General features: G+C 64.6%; 27 protein-coding genes. 6 read left to right on the top strand and 21 right to left on the bottom strand.

Annotated features, from left to right (window positions below; all coding sequences use genetic code 11):
* Position 1: 1 nt before the first annotated feature.
* The 6 genes from iaaH to BT264_RS32350 all read right to left on the bottom strand — a co-directional run bounded on the left by iaaH (position 2) and on the right by BT264_RS32350 (position 6,504).
* Positions 2-1,423, bottom strand: coding sequence for an indoleacetamide hydrolase (gene iaaH, locus BT264_RS32375; RefSeq protein WP_072444137.1), 1,422 nt, complete (start codon positions 1,421-1,423; stop codon positions 2-4).
* 130 nt (positions 1,424-1,553) lie between these two features.
* Positions 1,554-3,122 carry an amino acid permease gene (locus BT264_RS32370; protein WP_072444139.1) on the bottom strand — a complete coding sequence of 523 codons (1,569 nt, stop codon included), beginning with the start codon at positions 3,120-3,122 and terminating at the stop codon, positions 1,554-1,556.
* A 97-nt stretch (positions 3,123-3,219) separates the two neighbouring features.
* Complete coding sequence (locus tag BT264_RS32365; RefSeq protein ID WP_034180011.1) at positions 3,220-3,684, bottom strand: Lrp/AsnC family transcriptional regulator; 465 nt, start codon at positions 3,682-3,684, stop codon at positions 3,220-3,222.
* A 98-nt stretch (positions 3,685-3,782) separates the two neighbouring features.
* Positions 3,783-4,541 carry a dimethylarginine dimethylaminohydrolase family protein gene (locus BT264_RS32360; protein WP_072444166.1) on the bottom strand — a complete coding sequence of 253 codons (759 nt, stop codon included), beginning with the start codon at positions 4,539-4,541 and terminating at the stop codon, positions 3,783-3,785.
* 213 nt (positions 4,542-4,754) lie between these two features.
* Positions 4,755-6,005 (bottom strand): DUF1479 domain-containing protein, encoded by a 1,251-nt coding sequence (locus tag BT264_RS32355; RefSeq protein WP_072444141.1) that lies wholly within the window; start codon positions 6,003-6,005, stop codon positions 4,755-4,757.
* 109 nt (positions 6,006-6,114) lie between these two features.
* Positions 6,115-6,504: a VOC family protein gene (locus BT264_RS32350; RefSeq protein WP_072444143.1), complete on the bottom strand. Its 390-nt coding sequence runs from the start codon at positions 6,502-6,504 to the stop codon at positions 6,115-6,117.
* A gap of 71 nt (positions 6,505-6,575) precedes the next feature.
* On the opposite strand from BT264_RS32350, the gene BT264_RS32345 reads away from it, so the two are divergent.
* Positions 6,576-7,541: a helix-turn-helix domain-containing protein gene (locus BT264_RS32345; protein ID WP_072444168.1), complete on the top strand. Its 966-nt coding sequence runs from the start codon at positions 6,576-6,578 to the stop codon at positions 7,539-7,541.
* Positions 7,542-7,630: 89 nt separating this feature from the next.
* Here the strand turns inward: BT264_RS32345 and gltA are convergent, their stop codons facing one another.
* The 7 genes from gltA to BT264_RS32310 form a co-directional block, all read right to left on the bottom strand.
* Positions 7,631-8,932, bottom strand: a complete 1,302-nt coding sequence (gltA, locus tag BT264_RS32340) for a citrate synthase (protein WP_014899964.1) — start codon at positions 8,930-8,932, stop codon at positions 7,631-7,633.
* Between the two features lie 53 nt (positions 8,933-8,985).
* Positions 8,986-9,258, bottom strand: a complete 273-nt coding sequence (locus tag BT264_RS32335; protein ID WP_031400668.1) for an FAD assembly factor SdhE — start codon at positions 9,256-9,258, stop codon at positions 8,986-8,988.
* Between the two features lie 10 nt (positions 9,259-9,268).
* Entirely contained in the window at positions 9,269-9,970 is a 702-nt protein-coding gene (locus tag BT264_RS32330) for a succinate dehydrogenase iron-sulfur subunit (RefSeq protein WP_011658352.1), read from the bottom strand.
* Positions 9,971-9,991: 21 nt separating this feature from the next.
* Positions 9,992-11,767, bottom strand: a complete 1,776-nt coding sequence (gene sdhA, locus BT264_RS32325; RefSeq protein WP_034180014.1) for a succinate dehydrogenase flavoprotein subunit — start codon at positions 11,765-11,767, stop codon at positions 9,992-9,994.
* A gap of 3 nt (positions 11,768-11,770) precedes the next feature.
* The gene (gene sdhD / locus BT264_RS32320) at positions 11,771-12,139 is read right to left on the bottom strand and encodes a succinate dehydrogenase, hydrophobic membrane anchor protein (protein WP_034180015.1); all 369 of its coding nucleotides are present in this window, start codon (positions 12,137-12,139) and stop codon (positions 11,771-11,773) included.
* Positions 12,140-12,143: 4 nt separating this feature from the next.
* Complete coding sequence (gene sdhC, locus BT264_RS32315; protein ID WP_072444146.1) at positions 12,144-12,560, bottom strand: succinate dehydrogenase, cytochrome b556 subunit; 417 nt, start codon at positions 12,558-12,560, stop codon at positions 12,144-12,146.
* Positions 12,561-12,730: 170 nt separating this feature from the next.
* A complete protein-coding gene (locus BT264_RS32310) occupies positions 12,731-13,555 on the bottom strand; it encodes a GntR family transcriptional regulator (RefSeq protein WP_072444148.1) in 825 nt (274 codons plus the stop codon).
* A 288-nt stretch (positions 13,556-13,843) separates the two neighbouring features.
* Between BT264_RS32310 and BT264_RS32305 the strand changes: the two genes are divergently transcribed.
* From BT264_RS32305 to acnA, 5 genes are all read left to right on the top strand, one after another.
* A complete protein-coding gene (locus tag BT264_RS32305; RefSeq protein WP_034180017.1) occupies positions 13,844-14,830 on the top strand; it encodes a malate dehydrogenase in 987 nt (328 codons plus the stop codon).
* A gap of 180 nt (positions 14,831-15,010) precedes the next feature.
* Positions 15,011-16,018, top strand: a complete 1,008-nt coding sequence (locus tag BT264_RS32300; protein WP_072444150.1) for an HpcH/HpaI aldolase/citrate lyase family protein — start codon at positions 15,011-15,013, stop codon at positions 16,016-16,018.
* A 231-nt stretch (positions 16,019-16,249) separates the two neighbouring features.
* Positions 16,250-16,765, top strand: coding sequence for a hypothetical protein (locus tag BT264_RS32295; RefSeq protein WP_034180019.1), 516 nt, complete (start codon positions 16,250-16,252; stop codon positions 16,763-16,765).
* 23 nt (positions 16,766-16,788) lie between these two features.
* Complete coding sequence (locus BT264_RS32290; RefSeq protein WP_072444152.1) at positions 16,789-18,240, top strand: bifunctional 2-methylcitrate dehydratase/aconitate hydratase; 1,452 nt, start codon at positions 16,789-16,791, stop codon at positions 18,238-18,240.
* A 52-nt stretch (positions 18,241-18,292) separates the two neighbouring features.
* Positions 18,293-21,010: an aconitate hydratase AcnA gene (acnA, locus tag BT264_RS32285; protein ID WP_072444154.1), complete on the top strand. Its 2,718-nt coding sequence runs from the start codon at positions 18,293-18,295 to the stop codon at positions 21,008-21,010.
* A 124-nt stretch (positions 21,011-21,134) separates the two neighbouring features.
* Here the strand turns inward: acnA and BT264_RS32280 are convergent, their stop codons facing one another.
* From BT264_RS32280 to BT264_RS32250, 8 genes are all read right to left on the bottom strand, one after another.
* Complete coding sequence (locus BT264_RS32280) at positions 21,135-21,566, bottom strand: DUF1801 domain-containing protein (RefSeq protein ID WP_072444156.1); 432 nt, start codon at positions 21,564-21,566, stop codon at positions 21,135-21,137.
* Positions 21,563-21,994 carry an SRPBCC family protein gene (locus BT264_RS32275; protein WP_072444158.1) on the bottom strand — a complete coding sequence of 144 codons (432 nt, stop codon included), beginning with the start codon at positions 21,992-21,994 and terminating at the stop codon, positions 21,563-21,565. Before BT264_RS32275 ends, BT264_RS32280 begins: the two co-directional genes overlap by 4 nt.
* Positions 21,994-22,317, bottom strand: coding sequence for an ArsR/SmtB family transcription factor (locus BT264_RS32270; protein ID WP_034180131.1), 324 nt, complete (start codon positions 22,315-22,317; stop codon positions 21,994-21,996). The genes BT264_RS32275 and BT264_RS32270 overlap by 1 nt, the downstream gene beginning before the upstream one ends.
* A gap of 261 nt (positions 22,318-22,578) precedes the next feature.
* The gene (locus BT264_RS32265; RefSeq protein ID WP_072444160.1) at positions 22,579-23,988 is read right to left on the bottom strand and encodes a hypothetical protein; all 1,410 of its coding nucleotides are present in this window, start codon (positions 23,986-23,988) and stop codon (positions 22,579-22,581) included.
* On the bottom strand, positions 23,985-24,242 hold the full coding sequence (locus BT264_RS32260) for a PAAR domain-containing protein (RefSeq protein ID WP_072444162.1): 258 nt from the start codon (positions 24,240-24,242) through the stop codon (positions 23,985-23,987). Before BT264_RS32260 ends, BT264_RS32265 begins: the two co-directional genes overlap by 4 nt.
* Before the next feature lie 49 nt (positions 24,243-24,291).
* Positions 24,292-24,873, bottom strand: a complete 582-nt coding sequence (locus BT264_RS38710) for a hypothetical protein (protein WP_143155792.1) — start codon at positions 24,871-24,873, stop codon at positions 24,292-24,294.
* Between the two features lie 27 nt (positions 24,874-24,900).
* Positions 24,901-25,629, bottom strand: coding sequence for a T6SS immunity protein Tli3 family protein (locus BT264_RS32255; RefSeq protein WP_072444170.1), 729 nt, complete (start codon positions 25,627-25,629; stop codon positions 24,901-24,903).
* 13 nt (positions 25,630-25,642) lie between these two features.
* Positions 25,643-26,392 (bottom strand): T6SS immunity protein Tli3 family protein, encoded by a 750-nt coding sequence (locus BT264_RS32250; protein ID WP_256260750.1) that lies wholly within the window; start codon positions 26,390-26,392, stop codon positions 25,643-25,645.
* Positions 26,393-26,534: the final 142 nt, after the last annotated feature.

The raw sequence follows: 26,534 nt of genomic DNA, 5'->3' as shown, positions 1-26,534 counted from the left end.
CTCAGGCGGCCGTCGCGTCCTCCCGCAGCCGCTCGTCGATCCGGCGCGCGATCGCCAGCAGGCGGCGATCGCCGCCCCACGGCCCTTCGAGCATCAGTCCGACCGGCAGGCCCGTTTGCGCGGAACGCCCGGCCGGGATCGACACGGACGGCACGCCAGCGAGCGTCGCCGGCGACGTCTGGCGCACGACGCGCGCGAACAGCGCCGCGCCCTGCCCGGCCGTCATCGCGGCCACGTCGTCGAGCGACGGCGGCTCGCCCGGCACCGTCGGCATCGCGATGCAGTCGACCGGCGTGCCGAATGCGTCGTCGTACCAGTGCACGAGATGCCGACGGCACGCGATCGCTTCCGCATAGGCGACGGCATCGATCGGCGCGGACACGAACGACCGGAAGATGTCGCGCACGTCGTCGCTCGCGATCCGTTCGACGAACATCTCGAACGGGATGCCGAGCCGTTCCGCCGCGAAACGGCGCCAGTACCGGTTCGCCTCGAACGCCGCGATCGGAAAGCCGCATGCGTCGCTCACCTCGTGCAGCGGCATCGCCGGCAGCGGCACGAGCGTCGCACCGGCCGCCGCGAACGACGCGAGCGCATGCTCGATGCAGGCCGCGACGCCCGGGTCGAGCGCGTCGAAGTAAGGCGCACCGGGCACGCCGATGCGCAGGCGGCGCCATTCCGGCGCGACGGCCGTGCTGTCGTCGCGCGTCAGCACGGCGTCGAGCAGCAGCAGGTCGTCGATGCCCTGGCCGATCGGTCCGACCGTATCGCGCGTGGGCGACAGCGACAGCACGCCGTGCGGCGAATAGCGCTGCGCGGACGGCCGCAGCCCGTACACGCCGCAGAATGCCGCCGGAATCCGCACCGAGCCGCCTGTGTCGGTGCCGAGACCGAACGGAATGCCGGCCGCGACGGCCGCCGCCGTGCCGCCGCTCGACCCGCCGGCGATGCGCCGCGAATCATGCGGATTGCCGACCGCGCCGAAATGCCGGTTGCCGCTCGTGATGCCGAATGCGAGTTCGTGCATGTTCGCCTTGCCCAGCGGCACCGCGCCGGCGTCGAGCAGGCGCCGCACCGTGAGCGCGTCTTCCGCCGCACGATAGCCGCTCACCGCCGGGCTCGCGCCGAGCGTCGGCATCGCGACGGTATCGAGGTTGTCCTTGATCACGAACGGCACACCGGCAAGCGGCAGCGCGTCGCCTTGCGCAACGCGCGCATCGACACGCTCGGCCGTGCGGCGCGCGAGATCGGCATCGACGTGCACCATCGCATTGAGCGGCGCGATCGCCGCGAGACGCGCGAGCGCGTCGCCGGCGACATCGGCGGCACGCCGTCCGGCCGTGCGCACCGCATCGGCTATCTCGCGCACGCTGGCGCCGGAAGCAAGTGACTGGGAAGAAACGCGGTTCGGCTGTGTTGTCATGTTGTGTGCTGGACGCGAAATCGATCGGGAAATGCGCGGCGTGCCGCAGGCCCTGAGCGACACGCCGCGCGAACCGCGATGGTATCCCGGCGTACGGCCGGCCGCGTGACGGCCGGCCGCACGCAGCGCACTACGCGCCGCGCGCTCGCTCGCGCGGGTCCGCCGCCGCGTCGACGGCCTCGACCGAGCGCGTCAGCCACGGCCCGATGTCCATCTCCTCGTAGCGCACGAGCCGGCTCTTGCGTGCACGGCGATACGCGAACCAGATCGCGACGAACAGCGGAATCCACACATAGATCGACAGCACTTCCATCCAGTCGATGCGGGCCGCGAAGAACGCCTGGTAATCCTGCCCGAGCGAGATCACGATGCAGATCGCGATCGCGAACAGCGGCCCGAACGGAAACCATTTCGCGCGATACGGCAACTGATCGAGCCGGTAGCCCTGCTTCAGGAAGCCCTTGCGGAACCGGTAATGGCAGACCGCGATACCGAGCCACGCGATGAAACCCGTGATGCCCACCGTATTCAGCAGCCACAGATAGATGCGCTGGTTGTTGGTCAGCGACGTGAGGAAACACAGCCCGCCGACGGCCATCGTCGCGTACAGCGCGTTGCGCGGCACGCCGCCCGGCGACAGCGTCGCGAACATCGCCGGCGCCCGCCCTTCCGATGCGAGGTTGTACAGCATCCGCGTCGCCGCGTAGGTGCCGGAATTGCCGGCCGACAGCACGGCCGTCAGGATCACGAGATTCATCGCGCCGGCAGCGAGCGGGAAGCCCGCATGGCTGAACACCAGCGTGAACGGGCTCACGCCGATGTCGGTCACGTCGCTCTTCAGCAGGTTCGGATCCGTGTACGGCACGAGCAGGCCGATCACGAAGATCGCGAGCACGTAGAACAGCATGATCCGCCAGAAGATCTGCTTCACCGCGCGCGGGATCGTCTTGCGCGGGTTTTCCGATTCGCCGGCCGTGATCCCGACCAGTTCGGTGCCGAGAAACGAGAAGCCCGCGATCAGCGCGACGCTCATCATCGCGTGCACGCCGCCGACGAACGGCGCGTCGCCCGTCGTGAAGTTGCGCCAGCCGACCGGATACCCGGTGCCGGTATGCCCGCTGCCGGTATGCCCGCTGCCGAGCACGCCGGCCGCAATCAGCAGCCCCGACACGATGAACGCGATCACGGTGACGACCTTGATCAGCGAGAACCAGTATTCCGATTCGCCGAAGCCGCGCACCGACAGCGTATTCAGCAGGAAGATCAGCACGAGGAAGGCCGCGCCCCACCACACGCCCGGTACGGCCGGAAACCAGTAGCGCATCACGATCTGCGCGGCGACCAGCTCGATCGCGATCGTCACGGCCCAGCTATACCAGTAGGTCCAGCCGAGCGCGACGCCGAAGCCTTCGTCGACGTACTTCTCGCCGTAGATCGCGAACGAGCCCGACACGGGCATCAGCGCCGCCATCTCGCCGAGCCCCGTGACGACGAAGTAGACCATGATCCCGATCGCGAGATACGCGGCGATCGCACCGCCCGGCCCCGCCTGCGCGACCGACGCGCCCGACGTGACGAACAGCCCCGTGCCGATCGAGCCGCCGATCGCGATCATCGCGATGTGGCGGCCCTGCAGACGGCGCTTCAGCGTCGTCCCCGACGGCGCGGCCGTCTGCGCTGCCGCTTGCAAAGCATCCATAGTGTTCACCCTGATTGGATTCGGGTCGACCAATTTGATTCGGAATACAAATCGATTGGCCTGGTCTTTCGCATCGAAACCGGACCTTCCCGGCGCGTCACACGACGCTGCGCTTGATCGCCTGCAGTTCGGCCGTCGTCACGATCTTCTCGATCCGGTACCGCGGGCTTTCCAGCCACGCGTTCGCGATCCGCCGGTACTCGTCGAGATCCTCGCATGCGAGCCGCACGAGAAAATCGAATGTGCCGCTGACGAGCCAGCAATCGAGCACGGCCGGATTGGCCCGCATTTCATCCTCGAACGGCGCCTGCGAACGCCCGTGATCGGCCAGCACGATCTGCGCGATCACGACGATCGGCTTGGTCGCGCGCGGCGCGTTGATCACCGCGCGGTAGCCTTCGATCACGCCGAGCGCCTCGAGCCGCTCCACGCGCGCCTGGCAGGGCCGCGGCGTGAGGTTCACGAGCTCCGACAGCTTCCGGTAGGAAATCCGCCCGTCGGTGCGCAGGATGTCGAGGATCCGGAGATCGATCTTGTCGAGCTGCATCTTCTTGTCGGTCATCCGCGTTCGCTCCGGTCGGGTCGTGGCTGGTGCGCGATACATCTCCTTGTCCGCGCGGGGGCCACATTATCCGGCCGAAGCGGCCGCGCGCCAATCGGCTAGAACCGCAGCGACAGGCAGGTCAGGCCGCCGTCCATCTTGCGGAACTCGCTCGTGTCGATCACGTGCAGCGGCAGCCCGAGCGACGCGATCGCGTCGTGCACGCGCGGATAGCCGGCCGGCGTGATCAGCGTGCCGTTCACGCGCAGCGTGTTGCCCGCGTATTCGTCCGCGGCCGAGATCGCGATCCGGAGGTAGTCGGCGAACGCCGGGTGCGCGGCCAGCGCTTCGGTCACGAGCAGCGTGTCGTCGCCGAGCGCGTTGACGACCGACTTCAGGTGCAGGCCGGCGCCGACCGGCACCGCGACGACCGAATAACCGTAGCGCGACACGAGCGATTCGAACGCGGCAATGCCTTCGGCGTCGGTGCGGCCCGTCAGGCCGATATAGAAGCGCTTGCCGACCAGCATCACGTCGCCGCCGTCGAGACGGCCGTCCTGCATCGGCAGCAGGTCGCGATGCGCGGCGAGCGCCGCTTCGATATGCGCCGTCTCGCCGCGCCGCGCGGGCGCGCCGGGACGCGTGATCACCGCGAACTCCGGCGTCACGACGGCGACGTCTTCGACGAAATGCGAATCGGGGAATGCGTCCAGCGGCGGCAGCTCGATCAGCTCGACGCCAAGCGTGCGCAGCGCGTCGCAATACGCGTGGAACTGCGTGAGCGTCTTGTCGTAGTCGGGCGCGCCGAGTTCGGCGGTGGTCAGGCCCGCGCCACAGGACGGTGCGGGACGGCGAACGATCGCTTGCGTGAATTGCATCGACTCCTCCTTGGTCATCGCCACACCCGTGCGGCGCACGGGGTAGCGGCGTTGTGTCCGGACCATTATCGGAAGCCAAATTGCGCAATTCGCGTCGATTTCGGCTGCATCGACAGCCGATTACGTCGAATTGCGCGCGGCACGCAGCGGATTCGGCAGACGGCCGTTCGCCGTGTCGCGAACGGCCGCTTTCGCATACGGCGGGCGCGCCCGTTACACGCCGGGCCCGAACCCCATCTGCGAGCGACCGAGCGTCGTGAGATCACCCTCCCCGCCGCGCCCGTCGAATTCGACCTCGAAATGATCGGCCGGGAAATCGGGCGGGCTCTCGCCGCGCACGAACGCGGGCAACTGGCGCCGCAGGTACGCGTCGTTCTTCGCGCAGCCGGGCGCGGCCGCGATGTACATCACGTTGCTGTCGCCGCTGCCGCGGTGCGCATCCTCGACCGCATGCACGACGTCGCCGTGCCAGAACACCGCGTCGCCCGGCTCCATGTGCGGGATCGGCACCAGCCCGTCGAGCAGCAGCGCGTGCCATTCGGGCCGGATCGACAGCGCGCGGCCGGGACGCGCGCCGCACAGGTCGTCGTCGGCGACATCGTCCTGCAGCGCGCGCAGCACGACATAGGCCATCGCATTCGCGACCGGGATCAGTTGCAGCGTGCCGTCGCCGGGCCCCTGCGGCGTCAGCGCGGTCCAGCCCTGGAACGTGCGGAACATCGAACACACGGCCGGCGACGGAATCTCCTCGACATCGGGACGGAATGCGGCGTCGAACGGGTCGTAATCGCGCCAGCGGCCGGCCAGCACGTGGCGATAGACCTGGCGGAAGTTCGCGCCGAGCCAGCGTTCGACGGAACCGCCGTCGACATGCGGCGACAGCCCGAGCGACGTCGAACCCGGCGGCCGGCGGCGAATCCGGTCCGCATAGGCGGGCACCTGATCGGGATCGAAATGCGTGCGCGCGCCGTCCGCATGCCGCCACAAACGGTTCAGGAACACGCGCGCCTGCGTGAGCGCCGGCGACTGGCGCGCGGCCACCTGCGGCTTCGACCAGTAGACGCCGTAGATCTGCGGCTTGCCCGACGCGAGATTGCCGAAATAGCGGTCCTCCGCACGCGCATTCAGCCGGTCGGCGAAGCGGTTCGCATCCAGATACGCGCCGATCTCGTCGTTCCAGTCGCGCGCCTGCCGTGCGTCGAACACGCCGCGAATCACGACCGCGCCATGCGTGCGGATCGCGGCAATCGCGTGCGGATCGACGGTACCGCCCGCGATATCCGCGAACGGCACCACCGGAATCACGTCGCGGCCATGCGCATGCGCGCGGCGGATCGCGTCGACCTGCCGCGCGATGTCGCCTTCCAGCTCGCGGAACGTGGCCGCGTAACCGGGCAGGTCGGCGCGCAGCGCCTGTTTCGCCGCGCGGATCGCGGCGGGCAGATCGTCAATCGTCAGTTGCATCGTGTCTCCTCGCTGAAGCGTGTCGTGATGTCCTGCCAGCGTACGGCCGGCGTACGACCGCCATCACCGCTATCCGGTCAACTATCGATACAATCCTGACAACCGTGCATTACTCGGGACGATGGCAGACCACGCAGAGCTTGTTGCCGTCCGGGTCGCGGAAATATGCGCCGTAGTAGTCGCGGTGGTAATGCGGCCGCAGGCCCGGCGGCCCTTCGCAGGTGCCGCCGCGCCGCAGCGCGAGCGCGTGGCAGCGATCGACATGCGCGCGCGTCGGCGCGTCGAACGCGATCGTGTGGCCATTGCCCGGCTCGGGTGCGCGGCCGTCGAGCGGATGGCCGAAGAAAAACAGCGGCCGGTCGGCGTCGGCCGGCATCCAGCCCGACCAGCCGTCCGGCTCGCGGAACTTCAGGCGCAACCCGAGTTCCGCGAACAGCGGCGCATAGAAATCGTAGGCGCGCGTCGTATCGCCGACGCCCACGCAAACATGTGAAAACATGGCATCGCTCCGTGGTGACGATCGCTCACGATCATGCCACGGCGCGCAGCCCGCGCCACCCGGAGGCCGCGATGAAACCGCAGTACGAGCACGTGACGTTCGCTCCCGGCTGTTCGATCCGCGTATACCACCGCCAGCTCGCGCGCATTCCGTTCGAATGGCACCGCCATCCCGAATACGAGCTGACGCTGACGCTCAACAGCCGCGGCCAGCGCTTCATCGGCGATAACGTCGCGCGCTACACGGACGACGATCTGGTGCTCGTGCCGCCCAACCTGCCGCACACCTGGTCGTCGAACGCGCGCATCGATCGCGATGCGCCCGAAGTCGCGCTCGTCGTCTGGTTCGACGGCGACTGGGTGCGGCGGCTTGCCGACTGCTGCCCCGAATACGCACCACTGCGCTCGCTGTTGCGGCGCGCGGCGCCGGGCCTGCGCTTCGACACCGACACGGCCCGCGCGATGCGCGCCCGGCTGCCGCAGCTGCTCGATCCTGCTCCGCGCGTAAGACTCGCGGCCGCGCTCGACACGCTCGCCGATCTCGCGGAAGCCGGCGGCGAGCCGCTCGCCACCGCGCATGCGTACGGCGGGCCCGACGGCACGACACCGCGCGCCGATGCGGCCGCGCCCGAAGCCGAGCGCCTCGATCGCGTGCTCGACGCGATCGACCGGCACTTCCACGAACCGCTGCGTATCGACGCACTCGCGGCTGCCGCGCACATGTCCGAGCGCACGCTGCAGCGCCTGTTTGTCCGGCATCTCGGCGAAAGCGTCGGTCGCTACGTGCAGCGGCTGCGGCTCGCGCACGCATGCCGCCATCTCGTCGGCACCGACTGGCCGATCGCGACGGTCGCCGCGCGCTGCGGCATTCCGAATGCCGCGAACTTCAACCGCCAGTTCCTCGCCGCGCGCGGGATGACGCCTGGAGCGTACCGGCAGTTCTTCCTGCAGCACGGCCACGCGCCCGACGAAGACGCGCCGGCGCTCGATACGCGGCCGCCGTCGCTGGAGCGCCGCGCCGATCCGGCGCGCAAATGAAAACACCCCGACGGGCTGACCCGTCGGGGTGTCGTGGCGTTGCGATTGCCCGACGCGAGCGGCCTGCCGGCCGTCGCGCCGCACACGACTTAACGTGCGTTGATCGGCTTCGCTTCGCGCGGCGTATCGCCGATGAACAGCTGGCGCGGACGGCCGATCTTCTGCTCCGGATCCGCAATCATTTCGTTCCACTGCGCGATCCAGCCAACCGTACGTGCCATCGCGAAGATACACGTGAACATCGACGTCGGGATGCCCAGCGCGCGCTGGACGATGCCCGAGTAGAAGTCGACGTTCGGGTACAGCTTGCGCGACACGAAGTATTCGTCTTCCAGCGCGATCTTCTCGAGCTGCATCGCGAGCTTGAACAGCGGGTCGTCGTGCAGGCCCAGTTCGTTCAGCACTTCGTAGCACGTCTCGCGCATCAGCTTCGCGCGCGGGTCGTAGTTCTTGTACACGCGGTGGCCGAAGCCCATCAGCTTCACGCCCGAATTCTTGTCCTTCACCTGCTTGATGAATTCGGGGATGTTGTCCGGCGAACCGATCTGCTCGAGCATGTTCAGCGCGGCTTCGTTCGCGCCGCCGTGCGCCGGGCCCCACAGACAGGCGATACCGGCCGCGATACACGCGAACGGGTTCGCGCCCGACGAACCGGCCAGGCGGACCGTCGACGTCGATGCGTTCTGCTCGTGGTCGGCGTGCAGGATCAGGATGCGGTCGAGTGCGCGGACGAGCACGTCGTTGACCTTGTACTCTTCGCACGGGTTCGAGAACATCATGTGCATGAAGTTCGCGCTGTACGACAGCGAGTTCTTCGGATACACGAACGGCTGGCCGATGCTGTACTTGTACGCCATCGCGACGAGCGTCGGCAGCTTCGCGATCATGCGGATCGCCGATACTTCACGATGACGCGGGTCGTTGATGTCGAGCGAGTCGTGGTAGAACGCGGACAGCGCGCCGACCGCGGCGACCAGGATCGCCATCGGGTGCGCGTCGCGGCGGAAGCCACGGAAGAAGAAGTGCATCTGCTCGTGCACCATCGTGTGCTTCGTGACGGTGTCGACGAATTCCTTCTTCTGCGCTGCGTTCGGCAGTTCGCCCTTCAGCAGCAGGTAGCAGCTTTCGAGGAAGTCCGCGTTTTGCGCGAGGTTGTCGATCGGGTAGCCGCGGTACAGCAGTTCGCCCTTGTCGCCGTCGATGTACGTGATCGCCGAATTACAAGCTGCCGTCGACATGAAGCCCGGGTCGTACGTGAACTTGCCGGTCTGGCCGTACAGCTTGCGGATGTCGATTACGTCCGGGCCCATCGTGCCCTTGTAGATCGGCAGTTCGACGCTCGGCGAGTTGTCGCTGAACGATAGCGTGGCTTTAACATCAGACGGAGTCATGGCACATCCTCAATCGAAATAAAGAAACGGGATTCGATAACGGGCGTAACGCGTTACACGTTGCGCAGCATCTCCAACAGCCGGTGAATATCCGGGCTGTCTAGGTCGCCCTCTGGTTCCTTGCGCGCGAGGAGCAAGTCCATCAGGTCGTTGTCGCTCAGATCGAGCAGGCGCGACAACGCGCCTACGTCTGCATCGGTGAGGTCATGCTCGTATCTGCCGAAGAAACGCTCGAAGATGATGTCGTTTTCCAGCAGACCCCGCCGCGCGCGCCAGCGAAGGCGCGCGCGGCGGTGCGGGTCGGATTGATGCGAATCGTCGCTCATTGCTCCGGCCTTAAACCGCGCGGCGAACCATCAGTTCCTTGATCTTGCCGATCGCCTTCGTCGGGTTCAGGCCCTTCGGGCAAACGTCGACGCAGTTCATGATCGTGTGGCAACGGAACAGACGGTACGGGTCTTCCAGGTTGTCGAGACGCTCGCCGGTGGCCGTGTCGCGGCTGTCCGCGATGAAGCGGTAAGCCTGCAGCAGGCCGGCCGGGCCGACGAACTTGTCCGGGTTCCACCAGAAGCTCGGGCACGACGTCGAGCAGCTCGCGCACAGAATGCACTCGTACACGCCGTCGAGCTCGTCGCGCTCTTCCGGCGACTGGAGGCGTTCCTTCTCCGGCGGCGGCGCGTCGTTGATCAGGTACGGCTTGATCGAGTGATACTGGTTGAAGAAGTGCGTCATGTCGACGATCAGGTCGCGCACGACGGGCAGGCCCGGCAGCGGACGCAGCACGATCTTCTGCGGCAGGTCGTTCAGGTTCGTCAGGCACGCGAGACCGTTCTTGCCGTTGATGTTCATCGCGTCCGAACCGCACACGCCTTCACGGCACGAACGGCGGAACGACAGCGTCTCGTCCACTGCCTTCAGCTTGACCAGTGCGTCGAGCAGCATGCGCTCGTGCTGGATCTCGAGCTCGTACGTCTGCATGCGCGGCGCTGCGTCCTTGTCCGGATCGTAGCGGTAGACTTCAAAAATGCGTTTTGCCATTTCGGATTCCTTTGACTCGGCTTAGAACGTGCGCGGCTTCGGCGGCACGGATTCGACCGTCAGCGGCTTCATTTGAACCGGCTTGTAGTCGAGGCGATCGCCTTCGCTGTACCACAGCGTGTGGCGCAGCCAGTTCTCGTCGTCGCGGTGTTCGTAGTCGCTGTGGGCGTGCGCGCCACGGCTTTCCTTGCGCGCTTCCGCCGACACCATCGTCGCGCGGGCGACTTCGATCAGGTTCTCCAGCTCGAGCGCTTCGACGCGCGCGGTGTTGAATACCTTCGACTTGTCCTTCAGGTGGATGCTTTCCACGCGCGCCGCCAGGCCGGCCATCTGGTCGACGCCTTCCTTCAGCAGCGCCGACGTGCGGAACACGCCTGCATGCTTCTGCATCGTCGCGCGGATGTCGTTCGCGACGTCCTGCGTGTATTCGCCCGACGTCGACTTGTCGAGCTTGTTCAGGCGCGCCAGCGAGAATTCGCCTGCATCGGCCGGCAGCGGCTTGTGTTCCTTCTGGTTCTTCACGTGCTCGACGATGTGGTTGCCGGCCGCACGGCCGAACACCACGAGGTCCAGCAGCGAGTTCGTGCCGAGGCGGTTCGCGCCGTGCACGGACACGCACGAGCACTCGCCCACTGCGTAGAAGCCATTGACCGGTTCCTTGTGATCGCGCGACGTGCCGACGACCTGACCGTGGATGTTGGTCGGGATGCCGCCCATCTGGTAGTGGATCGTCGGGACGACCGGGATCGGTTCCTTGATCGCATCGACGTTCGCGAACTTCAGCGCGATTTCGCGGATCGACGGCAGACGCTTCATGATCGTCTCGGCGCCGATGTGCGACAGGTCGAGCAGCACGTGATCCTTGTTCGGACCCACGCCGCGGCCTTCCTTGATTTCCTGGTCCATCGAGCGCGACACGAAGTCACGCGGCGCCAGATCCTTCAGCGTCGGCGCATAGCGCTCCATGAAGCGCTCGCCGTTCGCGTTGCGCAGGATGCCGCCTTCGCCGCGCACGCCTTCGGTGATCAGCACGCCCGCGCCGGCCACGCCGGTCGGGTGGAACTGCCAGAACTCCATGTCCTGCAGCGCGATGCCCGAACGCGCGGCCATGCCGAGGCCGTCGCCGGTGTTGATGAACGCGTTGGTCGATGCCGCGAAGATCCGGCCTGCGCCGCCCGTCGCGAACAGCGTCGTCTTGCCTTCCATGATGTAGACGTCGCCAGTCTCCATCTCGAGGGCCGTCACGCCGAGCACGTCGCCGTCCGCGTCGCGGATCAGGTCGAGCGCCATCCATTCGACGAAGAACTGCGTCTTCGCCTCGACGTTCTGCTGGTACAGCGTGTGCAGCAGCGCGTGACCGGTACGGTCGGCGGCCGCGCATGCGCGCTGGACCGGCTTCTCGCCGTAGTTCGCGGTGTGGCCGCCGAACGGGCGCTGATAGATCGTGCCGTCCGCGTTGCGGTCGAACGGCATGCCGAAGTGCTCGAGTTCGTACACGACGTTCGGCGCTTCACGGCACATGAATTCGATCGCGTCCTGGTCGCCGAGCCAGTCGGAGCCCTTGATCGTGTCGTAGAAGTGGAAGTGCCAGTTGTCTTCGCTCATGTTGCCGAGCGATGCGCCGATGCCGCCCTGCGCGGCCACCGTGTGCGAACGCGTCGGGAACACCTTCGACAGCACGCCGACCGACAGGCCCGCGCGCGACAGTTGCAGCGCCGCGCGCAAGCCGGAGCCGCCCGCGCCGACGATCACTACGTCGAACTTGCGACGCGGGAGGGAAGTTTTGATTGCAGCCATTCTTTACACTCTCCAGAGAATCTGCGCGGCGTAGCCCGCACATGCGAGCAGCCAGACGATGGTCAGCGATTGCAGCAGCAGGCGCACACCGACGGGCTTCACGTAATCCATCCAGATGTCGCGCACGCCGACCCATGCGTGGTAGAAGAGGGAAAGCAGCATCACGAAGGTCGCGAGCTTCATCCATTGCGCGGAGAAGATCGACGCCCAGCCTTCGTACGAGAAATCGTGCGCGCCGAAGAACAGGACGAGCAGGATGACCGTGTAGACCGCCATGATCGTGGCGGTGATACGCTGCGCGAGCCAGTCGCGCAGGCCGTAGTGCGCGCCGACGACGAGGCGCTTCGAGCCGATTCGGTTATTGGCTGCCATTTTCTTAGAATGCTCCGAACAGTTTGAGTGCCATGGCGATCGTCAGCGCGATCGAGACGACAAAGACGACGACTGCCGTCCGCTTGCCGCTTTCCTTCGTGACGGCGTCGTGGTTGACGTCCATCAGCAGGTGGCGAATGCCGGCGCAGAAATGGTGGAAGAAGGCCCAGGACAACGCGAGGACGATCAGCTTGACGACGATGTTGGAGAGGAAGGCCTTGAAGACTTCGAAGCTGAGCTCGGACGTCAGGCTCTGGTCGAAGAGGAACAGCAGGAACGGCAGGAACAAGAACAGCAGCGCACCGCTGATTCGATGGAGGATCGACAAAGTCGCTGCCAGCGGCATGCGATATTTCATCGTGATATCGCCGAATCCGATGTTCCGGTATTCCGGCCTCGGTTTTCTTACTGCGTCAGTCATGCTAGACCCCTACTATGTTGTCACACTAATCCGCGATTTTAGCGCCTTTTTATATCGCGCTGCAGCGAAAGTCTGCTCTGGATAGTTGCGCGAACGAGAACAAAGGCGGCCCGAAACGTGCTTCGCGAGCGTGGGAATCGCGAATGCACTCGGCTTGAGCCGAACCGTCGTCAGCTCAAGTCATTCTGATAGTAGTACCCGGTTGTGACATACCAGCCGCGCCGCACTTCCACCGGCCGATCCCCGTACGTATAGGACACGCGCTCGACCGACAGCAACGGAAAACCCGCGGGCACATGCAGCAGGTCGGCCACCGCCGGATCCGCCGCGACCGCGCGGATCTTCTCCGTCGCGCGGATCATCCGCGTGCCGAACTCCGTCTCGAACATCGCGTAGAGCGGCCCCTTGTACTCGCTCAGCCGCTCGAACGTGAGCCCGCGAAACATCGCGCCCGGCAGCCAGATCTCGTCGAGCACCGTCACCTCGCTGTCGAACTCCAGCAGGCGGCGCACCTGCACGACGGGATCGGCCGGCTTCAGGTCGAGCTGCCGCGCGATCTCGGCCGGCGCACGCAGGCGCCGGCATTCGAGCAGGCGGCTCACGTGCGGGTGCTCGGCACCGTCGTCGGCAAGCAGACGCAGGAAGCGGAATTGCGCGCGATCCTCGTTGTGCGTTGCAACAAAAGTACCCTTGCCCTGCCGCCGGACCACGAGGTTTTCGGCGGCCAGTTCGTCGATCGCCTTGCGAACGGTGCCCTGGCTGACCTTGTAACGGGCCGCGAGCTCCACTTCGCTCGGAATGATCTCGCCCGGCTTCCATTCGCCGGTTTCGAGACTTTGCGTGATCAATGACTTGATCTGCTGGTATAAAGGGCTGAACGTCGGTGACGCGGATACCGCGGGCGAAGGCGCGGAATCGCCCGCGCCCGGCTGCCCTGGGCCGCCTGCGCCGGTCTGATTCGCGGTATTCGCCTGGTTCGATGTCATGGCGCGCATTTCATCACAAACCGCACTTTTTCGTCCACTCAATTTCGGCAAAACATCTGTCTTATATAAGACATATGATACCGTTTGACTTTGCGCGTGACGGCTCCTACACTCCCGGTCGAGCAAGGGTTCGCGGGTGCAAAAGCGCGTCCCAGGCTACGTGCCACGGCCGTCTCCAGGTTCACCGCGTCTGCCATCGCGAGTCCTCCGCCCTGCTTCAATGCAACGTTACGCACAACGCGCATAGAATGGCGTTTTCGCTAGCGTCCAACGCTTCACCCGTCCTGGAGATTTTCAATGGCTAAGCCCGCAAAGCGCGTTGCCGTCACCGGCGCCGCAGGTCAAATCGCTTACTCCCTGCTGTTCCGCATCGCGAACGGCGACCTGCTCGGCAAGGACCAGCCGGTCATCCTGCAACTGCTCGACCTCCCGCAAGCCCAAGCCGCCGTCAAAGGCGTCGTGATGGAACTCGACGATTGCGCGTTCCCGCTGCTCGCGGGCGTCGTGATCACCGACGATCCGAAGGTTGCATTCAAGGACGCCGACGTCGCGCTGCTGGTCGGTGCGCGTCCGCGCTCGAAGGGCATGGAGCGCAAGGACCTGCTGTCGGCGAACGCCGAGATCTTCACGGTTCAGGGCGCCGCGCTGAACGAAGTCGCGAGCCGCGACGTGAAGGTGCTGGTCGTCGGCAACCCGGCGAACACGAACGCGTACATCGCGATGAAGTCGGCACCGGACCTGCCGAAGAAGAACTTCACGGCCATGCTGCGCCTCGACCACAACCGCGCGCTGTCGCAGCTCGCCGCCAAGTCGGGCAAGCCGGTCGCATCGATCGAGAAGCTCGCCGTGTGGGGCAACCACTCGCCGACGATGTACCCGGACTTCCGCTTCGCGACCGCCGAAGGCGAATCGATGCTGAAGCTGATCAACGACGACGTGTGGAACCGCGACACGTTCATCCCGACCGTCGGCAAGCGCGGCGCGGCGATCATCGAAGCGCGCGGCCTGTCGTCGGCCGCATCGGCAGCCAACGCGGCGATCGACCACGTCCGTGACTGGGTGCTCGGCACGAACGGCAAGTGGGTCACGATGGGCATCCCGTCGGACGGCTCGTACGGCATCCCCGAAGACATCATCTACGGCGTGCCGGTCGTTTGCGAAAACGGCGAGTACAAGCGCGTCGAAGGCCTGGAAATCGACGCGTTCTCGCGCGAGAAGATGGACGGCACGCTGGCCGAGCTGCTCGAAGAGCGCGATGGCGTCGCCCACCTGCTGAAGAACTAATTTCAGTACCGTGACGGGCAGCCTCCGGGCAGCCCGTCATCGCAGGGCCGGCAAGCCGCCGGCCCTGCCGCCCGATCCGATCCGGGCACGTTTTGCCGCCTCGTGCGCCCCGCGCATCGGCCCAGAACGCGCCCGAATCCGATTTTCTCCACGTTGACCCGCTTCCCTGACGTAGAAGAGATGGCCGCGCTCACTCCTGCACAAGTGCTGTACGACGGGGCGTCCCCGCCCGCGATCCTGCCATGCTGCGATCACTACGCGGGCAGCGAGAAGCTGATGCGCAAGTCGCTCGCGCTGCAGGCCGAAACGGGCCCCGTATTCGACATCACGCTCGACTGCGAGGACGGCGCGGCCGTCGGCCAGGAAGCCGCACACGCGGAACTCGTCGCCGAGCTGCTCGGCAGCGCCGAGAACCGCTTCGGGCGCGTCGGCGTACGGATCCACGACTTTTCCCACCCGCACTGGCGCGACGATGTCCGCATCGTGCTGCGCGCCGCCCGTGCGCCCGCCTACATCACGCTGCCGAAGATCGCGAACGCCGCCGACGCGGCCGAAATGGCCGCGTTCATCGAAGGCGCGTGCCGCGAGCTCGGCATCGCGCAGCCGATCCCGGTCGACGTGCTGGTCGAGACGCACGGCGCGCTCGCACAGGCGGCCGCCCTCGCCGCGCTGCCGATGGTCGGCACGCTGAGCTTCGGGCTGATGGATTTCGTCTCCGCGCACCACGGCGCGATTCCCGATGCCGCGATGCGCTCGCCCGGCCAGTTCGAACACCCGCTCGTGCGCCGCGCGAAGCTGGAAATCGCCGCGGCCTGCCACGCGCACGGCAAGACGCCGTCGCACAACGTGACGACCGAGGTGCGCGACATGGGCGTCGTCGCCGCCGATGCGCGCCGCGCGCGCGACGAATTCGCGTTCACGCGGATGTGGAGCATCCACCCCGCGCAGATCCGCCCGATCGTCGACGCATTCGCGCCGCGCACCGACGAGGTCGTGCTGGCCGCCGAGATCCTGCTCGCCGCGCAGGCCGCCGACTGGGGCCCGACGCGCCACGGTGATACGCTGCACGATCGCGCGAGCTATCGCTATTACTGGTCGGTGCTGCGCCGCGCGCGGGCCACCGGCCAGCCCGTACCGGCCGAGGCCGCGCCGCTGTTCGGCCCGGCCGCCGCGGGCGACGCGCAGTGAGCGCGCGCCGCCGCGCCGATACACGAATTTCATGCATTCGCCGAGGAGCGAACCGGACAGAGGTTTGCGAAACGACAAAAAACGTAACGGAGCCCGAAAACCTGAAATATGCGCGGCCAAATAGGTGAAAATAGCGGCCGCTGCGCGCTTTCGGGGCGCGTGCAGTTTCAAACCGGCCGGCAGCTTCGATTGCCGGCCCTTGTCAACTGATTATCGAAAGGTTCTGACTCCATGAAGAAACTCCTGATCGCTACCGCCATCGGCGCCTTGTCCGCCACGATGCTGGTCTCGGCTCCGAGCGCGTTTGCCCAGGGTACGGCCACCACGACCGCGAAGAAGGCCGCGGCCAAGCGCCCGGCGCCGGCCAAGCGCATCATCCCGCGCAGCAAGAAGGCGCAGGCGCGCGCCGCTGCCAAGGTCGATCCGGTACCGGACGGCGCGGTCAAGTGGGCCTGTAAGGATGGCCTGTCGTTCGACCTCGCCGGCGACATGAAGCGCGACCAGGTCGTCACGGTTCACTGGGCGAAGAAGAACTACAAGCTGCCGCGTCAAGCCACGACGACGGGCGCCGACACGTTCTACGATCCGGCAGCAGGCTTCAAGCTGGTCGTGATCCCGTCCAAGGCGATGCTGTTCTCCGACGCGAACGGCGGCGAGCGCCTCGCGGACGAGTGCGTGACGCCGGAAATGGCGCAAGGCACGCCGGCACCGACGCAGTCGAACGAGCTGAAGCCGGCAACGAACTAAGCGCGTTCCTCCCCGGCCCCTCGATGTCCGCCCCGGTCTCCAACGTCCGCCCTGCTCCGGATACGGTACTCGTCGATATCGTCGACTACGTGCTGGACACCGGCATCGACAGCGCGCTCGCGCTGGAGACGGCGTGTCATTGCCTGATCGACACGCTCGGATGCGGACTCGAGGCGCTGTCCTACCCTGCCTGCACCAAGCTGCTCGGCCCCGTCGTGCCCGGCACGATCGTGCCGAACGGCGCGAAGGTGCCCGGCACGTCCTTCCAGCTCGATCCCGTCCAGGCCGCGTTCGACATCGGCGCGATGATCCGCTGGCTGGACTTCAACGACACCTGGCTCGCCGCCGAATGGGGCCATCCGTCCGACAATCTCGGTGGAATCCTGGCGACGGCCGACTGGCTCTCCCGCACGGCCGTCGCGGCCGGCCGGAAGCCTCTGCTCATGCGCGACGTGCTGGTCGCGATGATCCAGGCCCACGAGATCCAGGGCTGCCTCGCACTCGAGAATTCATTCAATGCGGTCGGGCTCGACCACGTGCTGCTCGTGAAGGTCGCGTCGACGGCCGTCGTCGGCCGGCTGCTCGGGCTCACACGCGACGAGCTGATCAACGCGGTATCCAACGCGTTCGTCGACGGCCACGCGCTGCGCACCTACCGCCACGCACCGAACACGGGCTCGCGCAAGTCGTGGGCGGCCGGCGATGCCACGTCCCGCGCGGTGCGCCTCGCGCTGATCGCGAAAACCGGCGAAATGGGCTACCCGTCGGTGCTCACCGCAAAAACCTGGGGCTTCTACGACGTGCTGTTCGACGGGCAGCCGTTCCGCTTCCAGCGCCCGTACGGCACGTACGTGATGGAGAACGTGCTGTTCAAGATCGCGTTCCCCGCCGAATTCCATGCGCAGACGGCCGCCGAGGCCGCACTGCAGCTGCACGCGCAGCTCGCCGCGGCGGGCCGTACGATCGACGACATCGGCCGGATCACGATCCGCACGCATGCGGCCGCGATCCGCATCATCGACAAGCAGGGCCCGCTCGCCAATCCGGCCGACCGCGACCACTGCATCCAGTACATGGTCGCCGTGCCGTTGCTGTTCGGCCGGCTGACCGCGGCCGACTACGAGGATGCGGCCGCGGCGGACCCGCGCATCGACGCGCTGCGCGCGAAAACCGTGTGCGTCGAGGATCCGCAGTTCACGAAGGATTACCACGATCCGGACAAGCGATCGATCGCGAATGCGCTGACGATCGAATTCAAGGACGGATCGAAGCTTGCCGAGGTGGCGGTCGAATACCCGCTCGGCCACAAGCGACGCCGCGCGGACGGCATCCCGCTGCTGGTCGAGAAGTTCAGGACCAACCTCGCCCGCCGCTTCCCGGCAAAGCAGCAACAAGCGATTCTCGACGTGTCGCTGGACCAGGCAAAGCTCGAAGCGATGCCGGTCGATGAGTACGTCGACTTGTATGTGATATAGCCGTCATCTACAGGACACGTTGTTTCCTAGCCTTAAACCCAGGAAAATCACCATGGCCCACAATCTCCACAAGACCCTCAAGGAATTCGACAGCGGTTCCGGCAAAGGCAAGTTCTACTCGCTGCCGCAACTCGGCAAGGAGCTGAAGACGAAGATCGAGCGCCTGCCGGTGTCGATCCGTATCGTGCTCGAGTCCGTGCTGCGCAACTACGACGGCAAGAAAATCACCGAAGAGCACATCGAGCAGCTCGCGAACTGGAAGCCGACCGCGAAGCGCGTCGACGAGATTCCGTTCGTGGTGTCGCGCGTCGTGCTGCAGGACTTCACGGGCGTGCCGCTGCTCGCCGACATCGCGGCCATGCGCGGCGTCGCCGAGCGCACCGGCAAGAACCCGAAGAAGATCGAGCCGCTGGTCCCGGTCGATCTCGTCGTCGACCACTCGGTCCAGATCGACTACTTCCGCCAGAAGGACGCGCTCGACCTGAACATGAAACTGGAATTCCAGCGCAACAACGAGCGCTACCAGTTCATGAAGTGGGGCATGCAGGCCTTCGACACGTTCAAGGTCGTGCCGCCGGGCGTCGGCATCGTCCACCAGGTGAACCTCGAATACCTCGCGCGCGGCGTCCACAAGAAGGCGGACGGCGGCGACACCGTGTACTACCCGGATACCCTCGTCGGCACGGACAGCCACACGACGATGATCAACGGCATCGGCGTGGTCGGCTGGGGCGTGGGCGGCATCGAAGCCGAAGCCGGCATGCTCGGCCAGCCGGTGTACTTCCTGACGCCGGACGTCGTCGGCGTCGAGCTGAAGGGCAAGCTGCGCGAAGGCGTGACGGCCACCGACCTCGTGCTGACGATCACCGAAATGCTGCGCAAGGAGAAGGTCGTCGGCAAGTTCGTCGAATTCTTCGGCGAAGGCACGAAGTCGCTGTCGCTGCCGGACCGCGCAACGATCGGCAACATGGCGCCGGAATACGGTGCGACGATGGGCTTCTTCCCGGTCGACGAAAAGACGATCGACTACTTCGAAGGCACGGGCCGCACGAAGGCGGAAATCGCCGCGTTCGAAAACTACTTCAAGGCGCAGAAGCTGTTCGGCATCCCGAAGGCCGGCGACATCGACTACACGAAGACGGTCACGCTCGACCTCGCGACGGTCGCACCGTCGCTGGCCGGCCCGAAGCGCCCGCAGGACCGCATCGAGATCGGCAACGTCAAGTCGACGTTCACCGACCTGTTCTCGAAGCCGGTCGCGGAGAACGGCTTCGCGAAGAAGGCGGATGACCTGAACACGCAGTACACGACGAGCAACGGCGTCGACGTGAAGAACGGCGACGTGCTGATCGCCGCGATCACGTCGTGCACGAACACGTCGAACCCGAGCGTGCTGCTGGCCGCCGGCCTGCTCGCGAAGAAGGCCGTCGAAGCCGGCCTGACCGTCGCGCCGCACATCAAGACGTCGCTCGCGCCGGGATCGCGCATCGTCACCGAGTACCTGACGAAGACGGGCCTGCTGCCCTACCTGTCGAAGCTCGGCTTCGAAGTCGCCGCCTACGGCTGCACGACCTGTATCGGCAACGCGGGCGACCTGACGCCGGAACTGAACGAAGCGATCACGAAGAACGACATCGTCGCGGCAGCCGTGCTGTCGGGCAACCGTAACTTCGAAGCGCGTATCCACCCGAACATCCGCGCGAACTTCCTCGCGTCGCCGCCGCTCGTCGTCGCGTACGCGATCGCCGGCAACATCACGCGCGACCTGATGACCGAGCCGGTCGGCAAGGGCAAGGGCGGCCGCGACATCTACCTCGGCGACATCTGGCCGACGAGCGACGAAATCAACGCGCTGCTCAAGTTCGCGCTGGATCCGAAGAAGTTCGAGGACAACTACTCGAAGCTGACCAAGAAGGGCGACCTCTGGAGCAAGATCGAGGGCGAATCGGGCCAGGTCTACGACTGGCCGAAGTCGACGTACATCGCGGAGCCGCCGTTCTTCGGCAACGACTTCTCGATGGAACCGGCCGCTTCGATCCCGTCGGTCAAGGGCGCGCGCGCACTGGGCATCTTCGGCGACTCGGTCACGACCGACCACATCAGCCCGGCAGGCTCGATCAAGGAAGATTCCCCGGCCGGCAAGTGGCTGAAGGAAAACGGCGTGCAGAAGGCCGACTTCAACAGCTATGGCTCGCGCCGCGGCAACCACGACGTGATGATGCGCGGCACGTTCGCGAACGTCCGGATCAAGAACCTGATGATCCCGGTGAAGGCAGACGGCACGCGCGTCGAAGGCGGCCTGACGATCCACCAGCCGAGCGGCGAACAGCAGTCGATCTATGATGCAGCGATGCAGTACATCGCCGCCGATACGCCGACCGTCGTGTTCGCGGGCGAAGAGTACGGCACGGGCTCGTCGCGCGACTGGGCCGCGAAGGGCACGCAACTGCTCGGCGTGAAGGCCGTGATCGCACGCAGCTTCGAGCGGATCCACCGCTCGAACCTGGTCGGCATGGGCGTGCTGCCGCTGCAATTCAAGGGCTCGGACAGCGTCCAATCGCTCGGCATCACCGGCGACGAGACGTACGACATCGAAGGCCTCGGCGACGACTTCAAGCCGCAGCAGGACGTTACGCTCGTGATCAACCGCAAGAACGGCGAAACGCAGCGCGTGCAGGTGCTGCTGCGCATCGATACGCCGATCGAAGTCGACTACTACAAGCACGGCGGTATCCTGCCGTTCGTGCTGCGCTCACTGCTCGCAGCGTAAGCGCCCTGCTTTTGCAGGTGCCGCAGCCGCTCGCGGCGGTTGCGGCCGATTTGGATGCCCGACCTCGTGTCGGGCTTTTTTTGGTTCATCGCGCGTTACGCGATGTTGCCGGTCGTCCGGCGCGTCACGCCGCCTTGTCGCCGCGCGCCTTCGCGCCCGCTCCTCGCGCGTTCTTCTTCAGATGCGTGCGGTTGTATTCGATCGCCGCGCGCACGAGGGTCTTCAGCGCCCGCTTGTCGATCCGGTCGCCTTCGAAGAAATCGATCGCGCGCCGCGCATTGCCTTCGAGGCCATCATTGAACAGCCCGCCAGGATCGGGCAGATGCGCGCCGTGCATGAACGTCAGCTTCACCTTGCCCTTGTGCGCATTCGCGACCGCGATCATCCCGTCGCACGACCACACGGGGCTGCCCATCCATTTCCATTCCTCAACGATGCCGTCGTCGGCCGCGAGAATCGTCTGGCGGAGGTCGGCGAAGAGCGGGCCGCGCCAGTCGGCGATGCCGGCGATCAGCGCGTCGATGCGCTCCGACGGTTGAAGGTTCGTTGTACTCATGCGCGGGCCTCCGTGCCTTCGTCGGGGCGCGCCAGCACCTGTTCCAGCGACTCGAAGAACCGCACCCAGCCGTGCTGCGCCCCGCGGTACGCCTGCTCCTGATCCGCGCGGAAGCCGACCTGTTCCATGCGCAGGTGCGTGCCGGCCGGCGTCGGCGTGAGCGTCCACGTGACGACGCTTTCGAGGCCGTAAGCGGCCCACGTGTAGGACAGCGCGCGCTGCGGCTCGATCGTCAGGACCGTGCAGGCGACCGAGCCCCAGTCCGCGCGAAAGCTGAAGGCGCGGCCCGCGACGGGCTCGAAGTCGCTCTTCATCAGCCACGCCTCGATCAGGTGCGGTTGCGTGAGCGCGCGCCAGATCTTCTCCGGCGGATGAGGCAGCTCCCGTTCGACGACGACGGAGCGCGTTTCGGTGGTGGCTTGGTTCATTACTGATCCATCCTTTTGAGCAGATCTTCGAGGGCGTCGAACCGGTTCTGCCAGAAGCCTGCCATCTGGCTCGTCCAGTCGATCAGCGGGGCCAGCGCTTGCGGCTGTGCGCTGTAGTGCGTCTGCCGGCCTTCGTGACGGTCATTCACGAGCCCGGCCTGCTTCAGTACGCCGAGATGCTTCGACACGGCCGGCTGCGAGACGCCCGCATGGGCCGTCAGCGCGGCAACCGTCAGCTCGCCCTCCTCGCACAGCCGCTCGAACAGCGCGCGGCGCGTCGGATCGGCAAGCGTACGGAAAAGCATGTCGTGAGCGTTCTGCATGTCCTGATTCATAACCCGTTGGTTATGGGTTGAAGGATATCTGCTGAACGGCGAGAGTCAAGGAGGAATTTCGTGGATGTCGAGGCGCGCAGCTGACGCATGCGACGCGCTTCGCGTCGGGCGCAATCGGCTGACAGCGGGCTTGCCGAAGGTCTCGGATGTCGCCGGATCGCGCCTGCTTCGCGCGTCCGGATTCGAGCGTTTGCTCTAATTTTTATTCGATCGTCGCGCGCTTGGTGCCGTGCCACACATCACGCGGCCTCATATCCAAGCACCCATGCGCCGCAGTTGCCGGTAAAAATCGTCTTCCAGCAGGCGACGCCTCAGGAACGAACCGCCAAGCTGGATGAGGAACAGCAATACGAATCCGGCCAGGCAGGCCCGGAACCATCCTGTGGATGCATTGAGAGCATTAAGCGCGACCATGATCAGGATCAGGCAACAACTCCCGCCCACGCTTACCGACAAGCTAAGCCGACGCATATAGCCCGCCTCGACGCGAGGCACCGGTGCGCTCTGCGCTCCGACCAAATTCAGCCGCATCTGTTGAGCGTTCGGCGAAGCAACCAGTTGTGCGCCCTGGCCATGTGCCACCATCTGCGCCGCGAGCACTTGAAGCAATAGCTCATTCACCGGCCCCGGCTTGCCGATCGCGCGGTCGACATCGTGCACCGGCAGTTCCAGTCCTGCATCCTTGATGGCGCCGAGCGTCGCATGCCGACCCGGGGGCGGCAGATCACTCAGCCACGCGTGCCTGATGCGCACGCGCGGCGTCTGCTCCGATGCCAACAGCGTTTCCAGCGCGTCCACCACGGAATCGAATGGCATCGCAATCGGGCGGAATAAACGCGCCTGAGGCCGGAGTTTTCCGTTGAAGTCCTCGATCACGCGCGGCGAGGTGAGCAACATCGCCACGGCGGCCTCCGACCATGCCGGCTCCGCGCCCTCCGCATGCATTTGACAGGCCAGCAACAGCCGGAAATCGGATTTGCGGCCTTCGTCGAACCACGTCTGGATGCTCGTCTGCTTCGCACCGAACGGCACCCATCCGAACTGCACGAGGTCGGGCAGGTTCAGCCTCTTCCAGACGGCCCGGAGTTCGGTCAGATCCTCCTTGCCGGCCGATTGCAGGATCACATCGACGACACGGCTCCGCGCATGACGCGCAAGGCTGGCCGCGAACGGCGTCAGCAGTTGCTCCAGCACCCGTTCGAGCCGCGATACGCCTGCCGAACCGTTCGATGCCGGCAACGCCAGGATCTTGCCGGGATTCATCGGCGCACTGCCCTCCAGGCCCAGCAGACGTTCAGCCAACTCGGGCTCCGGCGTCAACGCAACGCTATCGACGATCACCACGTGAGCTTGCGCCCATCGCCGCCACGTCGCCCGCTCGCTGCGGCACAGGAAATTCCACCAGTCGACCCGCTCGATCCACTCCTCGTAGCTGCAATAGATCACGCCGCACACGGCACCCGACACCAGCAACGGCAACAGCAACGCGCGCACGAAGAAGAGTTCGGATATCACCGGCTTGCCCTGCTCCCACGTGAGTACCGCAATGAGCATGCCCGCGATCTGGATGACGACGATCGCAAGTACGCACCACCAGATCGACGGTGGCTTGCCGTACTGATATTCCCCGACGTTCGGGACCGTCCACGTGCGCTTCATGCGATTTTCATCCCTGTGCTGCTGGCGATCACCTGGCTGCCGCACCGCGTTCGGCACATATGCACCGCCCATTTGCGGCCGCCTTCGCTGTAACCCTCGGCGCACTCGACGATCGGGTTGTCGCCGTGCTCCGGGCACGAGACGACGTCATGAAGCAGCGCTACCTTGCGGCCGTCGAGGTCGAATGTCGATGATGCGGTCTTGACGGCACCGCCATGTGTCGTCGCATCGCCCAGGCATACGGGTGTTTTCATGGGGAAGGTCCTCGTAATAGTGAGTGCTGCGCGCCACGTCGGAGCTGGGTCATGGCTGGCCCTCGCCTGAAACTGCTGAACTAGACTGAAGGTTATCCATGTTCCGACAAAGCCACGCTCTCGCCCGCACAGACGGCGTATCCGGCTCGATCAAATCAATAGAGAGCGGCTTCATGTCTTTGCGTTGGCCTGAGTCACTCACCATATTCCCTTTCCCGTCGTATTCATCAAACCGGAGAGTAAAAAACGTAGCAACCTCGTTCTTTTTATAACCATCTCCACACCAGTAGCTCTTGCCTTCAATGGTGGACGCATAGCCGAACGATTGCATACATCGGCCCCTTGCCTCCTCGCGAGTCTGTGCCGCGTCATGATCAGAGCAATTCATTCTATTTACCAGAACCGCGGCCAAAACGACATTCGAATTATGCGCCCCGCGTCTGGCTCGCTTTGCATCAACGTAGACATCGTCACCGCCGAAACTTCGGCCCGCATATTTCCAAACTTTCTGGTCTAGCGTCGTTTCAAATAATTTATTATCGAATTGAGCAAATGCGTTTCCTGACAACAGCAAGGCTACAGGTAGCAAAATGCTATATAACTTATTCAGGCAACCGAGGGATTTCATCATGGGTCTTTGTTGTAAGTTTCGCGCGCCTCATGGCACCAGTGGCGCGTCCGGGTTCGTTGGCTTGATCGATGCGTCGCAGGTAATGCGGTCCTGACCGGAGGGCGTGCGAAGCTTTGAAAAAACACTTGGTCGCTTTGATGCTGCAAAGCTCCCGCCCTTGACGCCAGGCGGATAGGGGCCGCTTAAGTCAATGCCTGGAATCATCGGATATTCGACAACGTACGCGTCACCGTCCGCAGACCTATTTGCGACATAGAGTCGATCTTTTGTTACAAAAACCGAATAGTCCTTCGAATCCTCAAACGCATTGAAACTGTGATCCATGTAGACCTTCGCGGCAAAGATTATTCCACCATCTGTCGAATACCAAAATGGCACCACACAACCTTTTTCACCGTTGCCGCAAATCAATCCATCCGGATAGGCCAGCGGCAAAACAATATTCTTTCCAGTCGGGTCGGCGTTAATGATGCGCCCCTGGAAATTTTCAAACAGGCCCCGCCCTAAGAACTTTCGAATCCCGGCACGGGTGTCGTTGTAATACGATTCCCCGTGATAACAGTCCCGGTAACGTTCCAGCGTTACAAAGCGGCGGTCGTCAATTCGATAGATGACTTGGGGTGGCGAGTCATACGGCAACTCCTTGAGCGCCGAACTCCTAAAGTTGCTAAGACTGAAAACCGAATGCTTCGGCTCTGGCGCCGCACACCCTTGCATCAGGGTGACCAGTGCGATTATGGAAGTGGCATTTTTCATCAGAGCCTGCGCTTCACTGAGGCACCAATGGTGCATCCGGGTTAGTCGGCTTGATCGACGTATCGCAAGTGACGCGATCCTGGCCTGAGGGCGTGCGCAGCCCGTCCGGCATCAGCTTTTTTTGGGATGCCCAACCACTGTCTGATTCAAAGATTGGTGGGTGAGGCTTGCTAGGATCAACAGCACGGACAAGAGGATATTGCCGCACGCTTAAATCGTATTCCGGGCGATCCAATCTGTATTGATATTTCTTTGCCACAAACAGCTTGTCGCTTGTGACTGCCACCACATAGCCCCTCGAATCCTCGAAGGCATCAAAACTGCGCTCCATGTAAACCTTAGTATCAAAGGTTTTTCCGCCGTCCGTCGAGTACCAAAATGGCACTACGCAACCTTTTTCACCGTTACCGCAAAATGCTCTCGGTGGATAAGCCAGGGGCAAAACGATATTCATTCCAGTCGGATCGGCGTTAATGATACGGCCCTGGAAATTTTCAAAATGCCCACGTCCTAAATACTTTCTGATACCGGAACGGGTATCGTTGTAGTACGATTCCCCGTGGTAACAGTCTCGATAACGTTCCAACGTCACAAAGCGGTGGTCATCAATCTGGTAGATGACTTGGGCTAGGGAGTCATACGGCAATTCCTTGAGCGCTGAGCTCATGAAATCTCCAAGCCCAAAGGTCGACCGACGCGAAGTCTGTGCTGTGCATCCTTGCAGCAGGGCGACCAGACTGATTACAGCGATCATGTATCTCATTACGCCCCTCCTTTCCATTGCTGTGGCCGCAGTTGTTCTGCTTCGGCCTTAGAGACGGTTTCATAAAGGCTGTTCGGCGCGCCGGAGGGTATTCCAGCAAATCAGGCAGCAACCGAGTTTGAGGAACGCCCCGTGAATGTCG

The organism is Burkholderia sp. NFPP32 (assembly GCF_900119325.1).
GTDB classification, from domain to species: Bacteria; Pseudomonadota; Gammaproteobacteria; order Burkholderiales; family Burkholderiaceae; genus Burkholderia; species Burkholderia pyrrocinia_C.
This window is presented reverse-complemented; position numbering and strand designations above follow the sequence as displayed.

What these genes read in the sequence shown, in the direction of transcription:
- iaaH (WP_072444137.1), bottom strand. Translation starts at nt 1,423, where the DNA reads ATGACAACACAGCCGAACCGCGTTTCTTCCCAGTCACTTGCTTCCGGC.
- BT264_RS32370 (WP_072444139.1), bottom strand. Translation starts at nt 3,122, where the DNA reads ATGGATGCTTTGCAAGCGGCAGCGCAGACGGCCGCGCCGTCGGGGACG.
- BT264_RS32365 (WP_034180011.1), bottom strand. Translation starts at nt 3,684, where the DNA reads ATGACCGACAAGAAGATGCAGCTCGACAAGATCGATCTCCGGATCCTC.
- BT264_RS32360 (WP_072444166.1), bottom strand. Translation starts at nt 4,541, where the DNA reads ATGCAATTCACGCAAGCGATCGTTCGCCGTCCCGCACCGTCCTGTGGC.
- BT264_RS32355 (WP_072444141.1), bottom strand. Translation starts at nt 6,005, where the DNA reads ATGCAACTGACGATTGACGATCTGCCCGCCGCGATCCGCGCGGCGAAA.
- BT264_RS32350 (WP_072444143.1), bottom strand. Translation starts at nt 6,504, where the DNA reads ATGTTTTCACATGTTTGCGTGGGCGTCGGCGATACGACGCGCGCCTAC.
- BT264_RS32345 (WP_072444168.1), top strand. Translation starts at nt 6,576, where the DNA reads ATGAAACCGCAGTACGAGCACGTGACGTTCGCTCCCGGCTGTTCGATC.
- gltA (WP_014899964.1), bottom strand. Translation starts at nt 8,932, where the DNA reads ATGACTCCGTCTGATGTTAAAGCCACGCTATCGTTCAGCGACAACTCG.
- BT264_RS32335 (WP_031400668.1), bottom strand. Translation starts at nt 9,258, where the DNA reads ATGAGCGACGATTCGCATCAATCCGACCCGCACCGCCGCGCGCGCCTT.
- BT264_RS32330 (WP_011658352.1), bottom strand. Translation starts at nt 9,970, where the DNA reads ATGGCAAAACGCATTTTTGAAGTCTACCGCTACGATCCGGACAAGGAC.
- sdhA (WP_034180014.1), bottom strand. Translation starts at nt 11,767, where the DNA reads ATGGCTGCAATCAAAACTTCCCTCCCGCGTCGCAAGTTCGACGTAGTG.
- sdhD (WP_034180015.1), bottom strand. Translation starts at nt 12,139, where the DNA reads ATGGCAGCCAATAACCGAATCGGCTCGAAGCGCCTCGTCGTCGGCGCG.
- sdhC (WP_072444146.1), bottom strand. Translation starts at nt 12,560, where the DNA reads ATGACTGACGCAGTAAGAAAACCGAGGCCGGAATACCGGAACATCGGA.
- BT264_RS32310 (WP_072444148.1), bottom strand. Translation starts at nt 13,555, where the DNA reads ATGCGCGCCATGACATCGAACCAGGCGAATACCGCGAATCAGACCGGC.
- BT264_RS32305 (WP_034180017.1), top strand. Translation starts at nt 13,844, where the DNA reads ATGGCTAAGCCCGCAAAGCGCGTTGCCGTCACCGGCGCCGCAGGTCAA.
- BT264_RS32300 (WP_072444150.1), top strand. Translation starts at nt 15,011, where the DNA reads ATGGCCGCGCTCACTCCTGCACAAGTGCTGTACGACGGGGCGTCCCCG.
- BT264_RS32295 (WP_034180019.1), top strand. Translation starts at nt 16,250, where the DNA reads ATGAAGAAACTCCTGATCGCTACCGCCATCGGCGCCTTGTCCGCCACG.
- BT264_RS32290 (WP_072444152.1), top strand. Translation starts at nt 16,789, where the DNA reads ATGTCCGCCCCGGTCTCCAACGTCCGCCCTGCTCCGGATACGGTACTC.
- acnA (WP_072444154.1), top strand. Translation starts at nt 18,293, where the DNA reads ATGGCCCACAATCTCCACAAGACCCTCAAGGAATTCGACAGCGGTTCC.
- BT264_RS32280 (WP_072444156.1), bottom strand. Translation starts at nt 21,566, where the DNA reads ATGAGTACAACGAACCTTCAACCGTCGGAGCGCATCGACGCGCTGATC.
- BT264_RS32275 (WP_072444158.1), bottom strand. Translation starts at nt 21,994, where the DNA reads ATGAACCAAGCCACCACCGAAACGCGCTCCGTCGTCGTCGAACGGGAG.
- BT264_RS32270 (WP_034180131.1), bottom strand. Translation starts at nt 22,317, where the DNA reads ATGCAGAACGCTCACGACATGCTTTTCCGTACGCTTGCCGATCCGACG.
- BT264_RS32265 (WP_072444160.1), bottom strand. Translation starts at nt 23,988, where the DNA reads ATGAAGCGCACGTGGACGGTCCCGAACGTCGGGGAATATCAGTACGGC.
- BT264_RS32260 (WP_072444162.1), bottom strand. Translation starts at nt 24,242, where the DNA reads ATGAAAACACCCGTATGCCTGGGCGATGCGACGACACATGGCGGTGCC.
- BT264_RS38710 (WP_143155792.1), bottom strand. Translation starts at nt 24,873, where the DNA reads ATGATGAAATCCCTCGGTTGCCTGAATAAGTTATATAGCATTTTGCTA.
- BT264_RS32255 (WP_072444170.1), bottom strand. Translation starts at nt 25,629, where the DNA reads ATGAAAAATGCCACTTCCATAATCGCACTGGTCACCCTGATGCAAGGG.
- BT264_RS32250 (WP_256260750.1), bottom strand. Translation starts at nt 26,392, where the DNA reads ATGAGATACATGATCGCTGTAATCAGTCTGGTCGCCCTGCTGCAAGGA.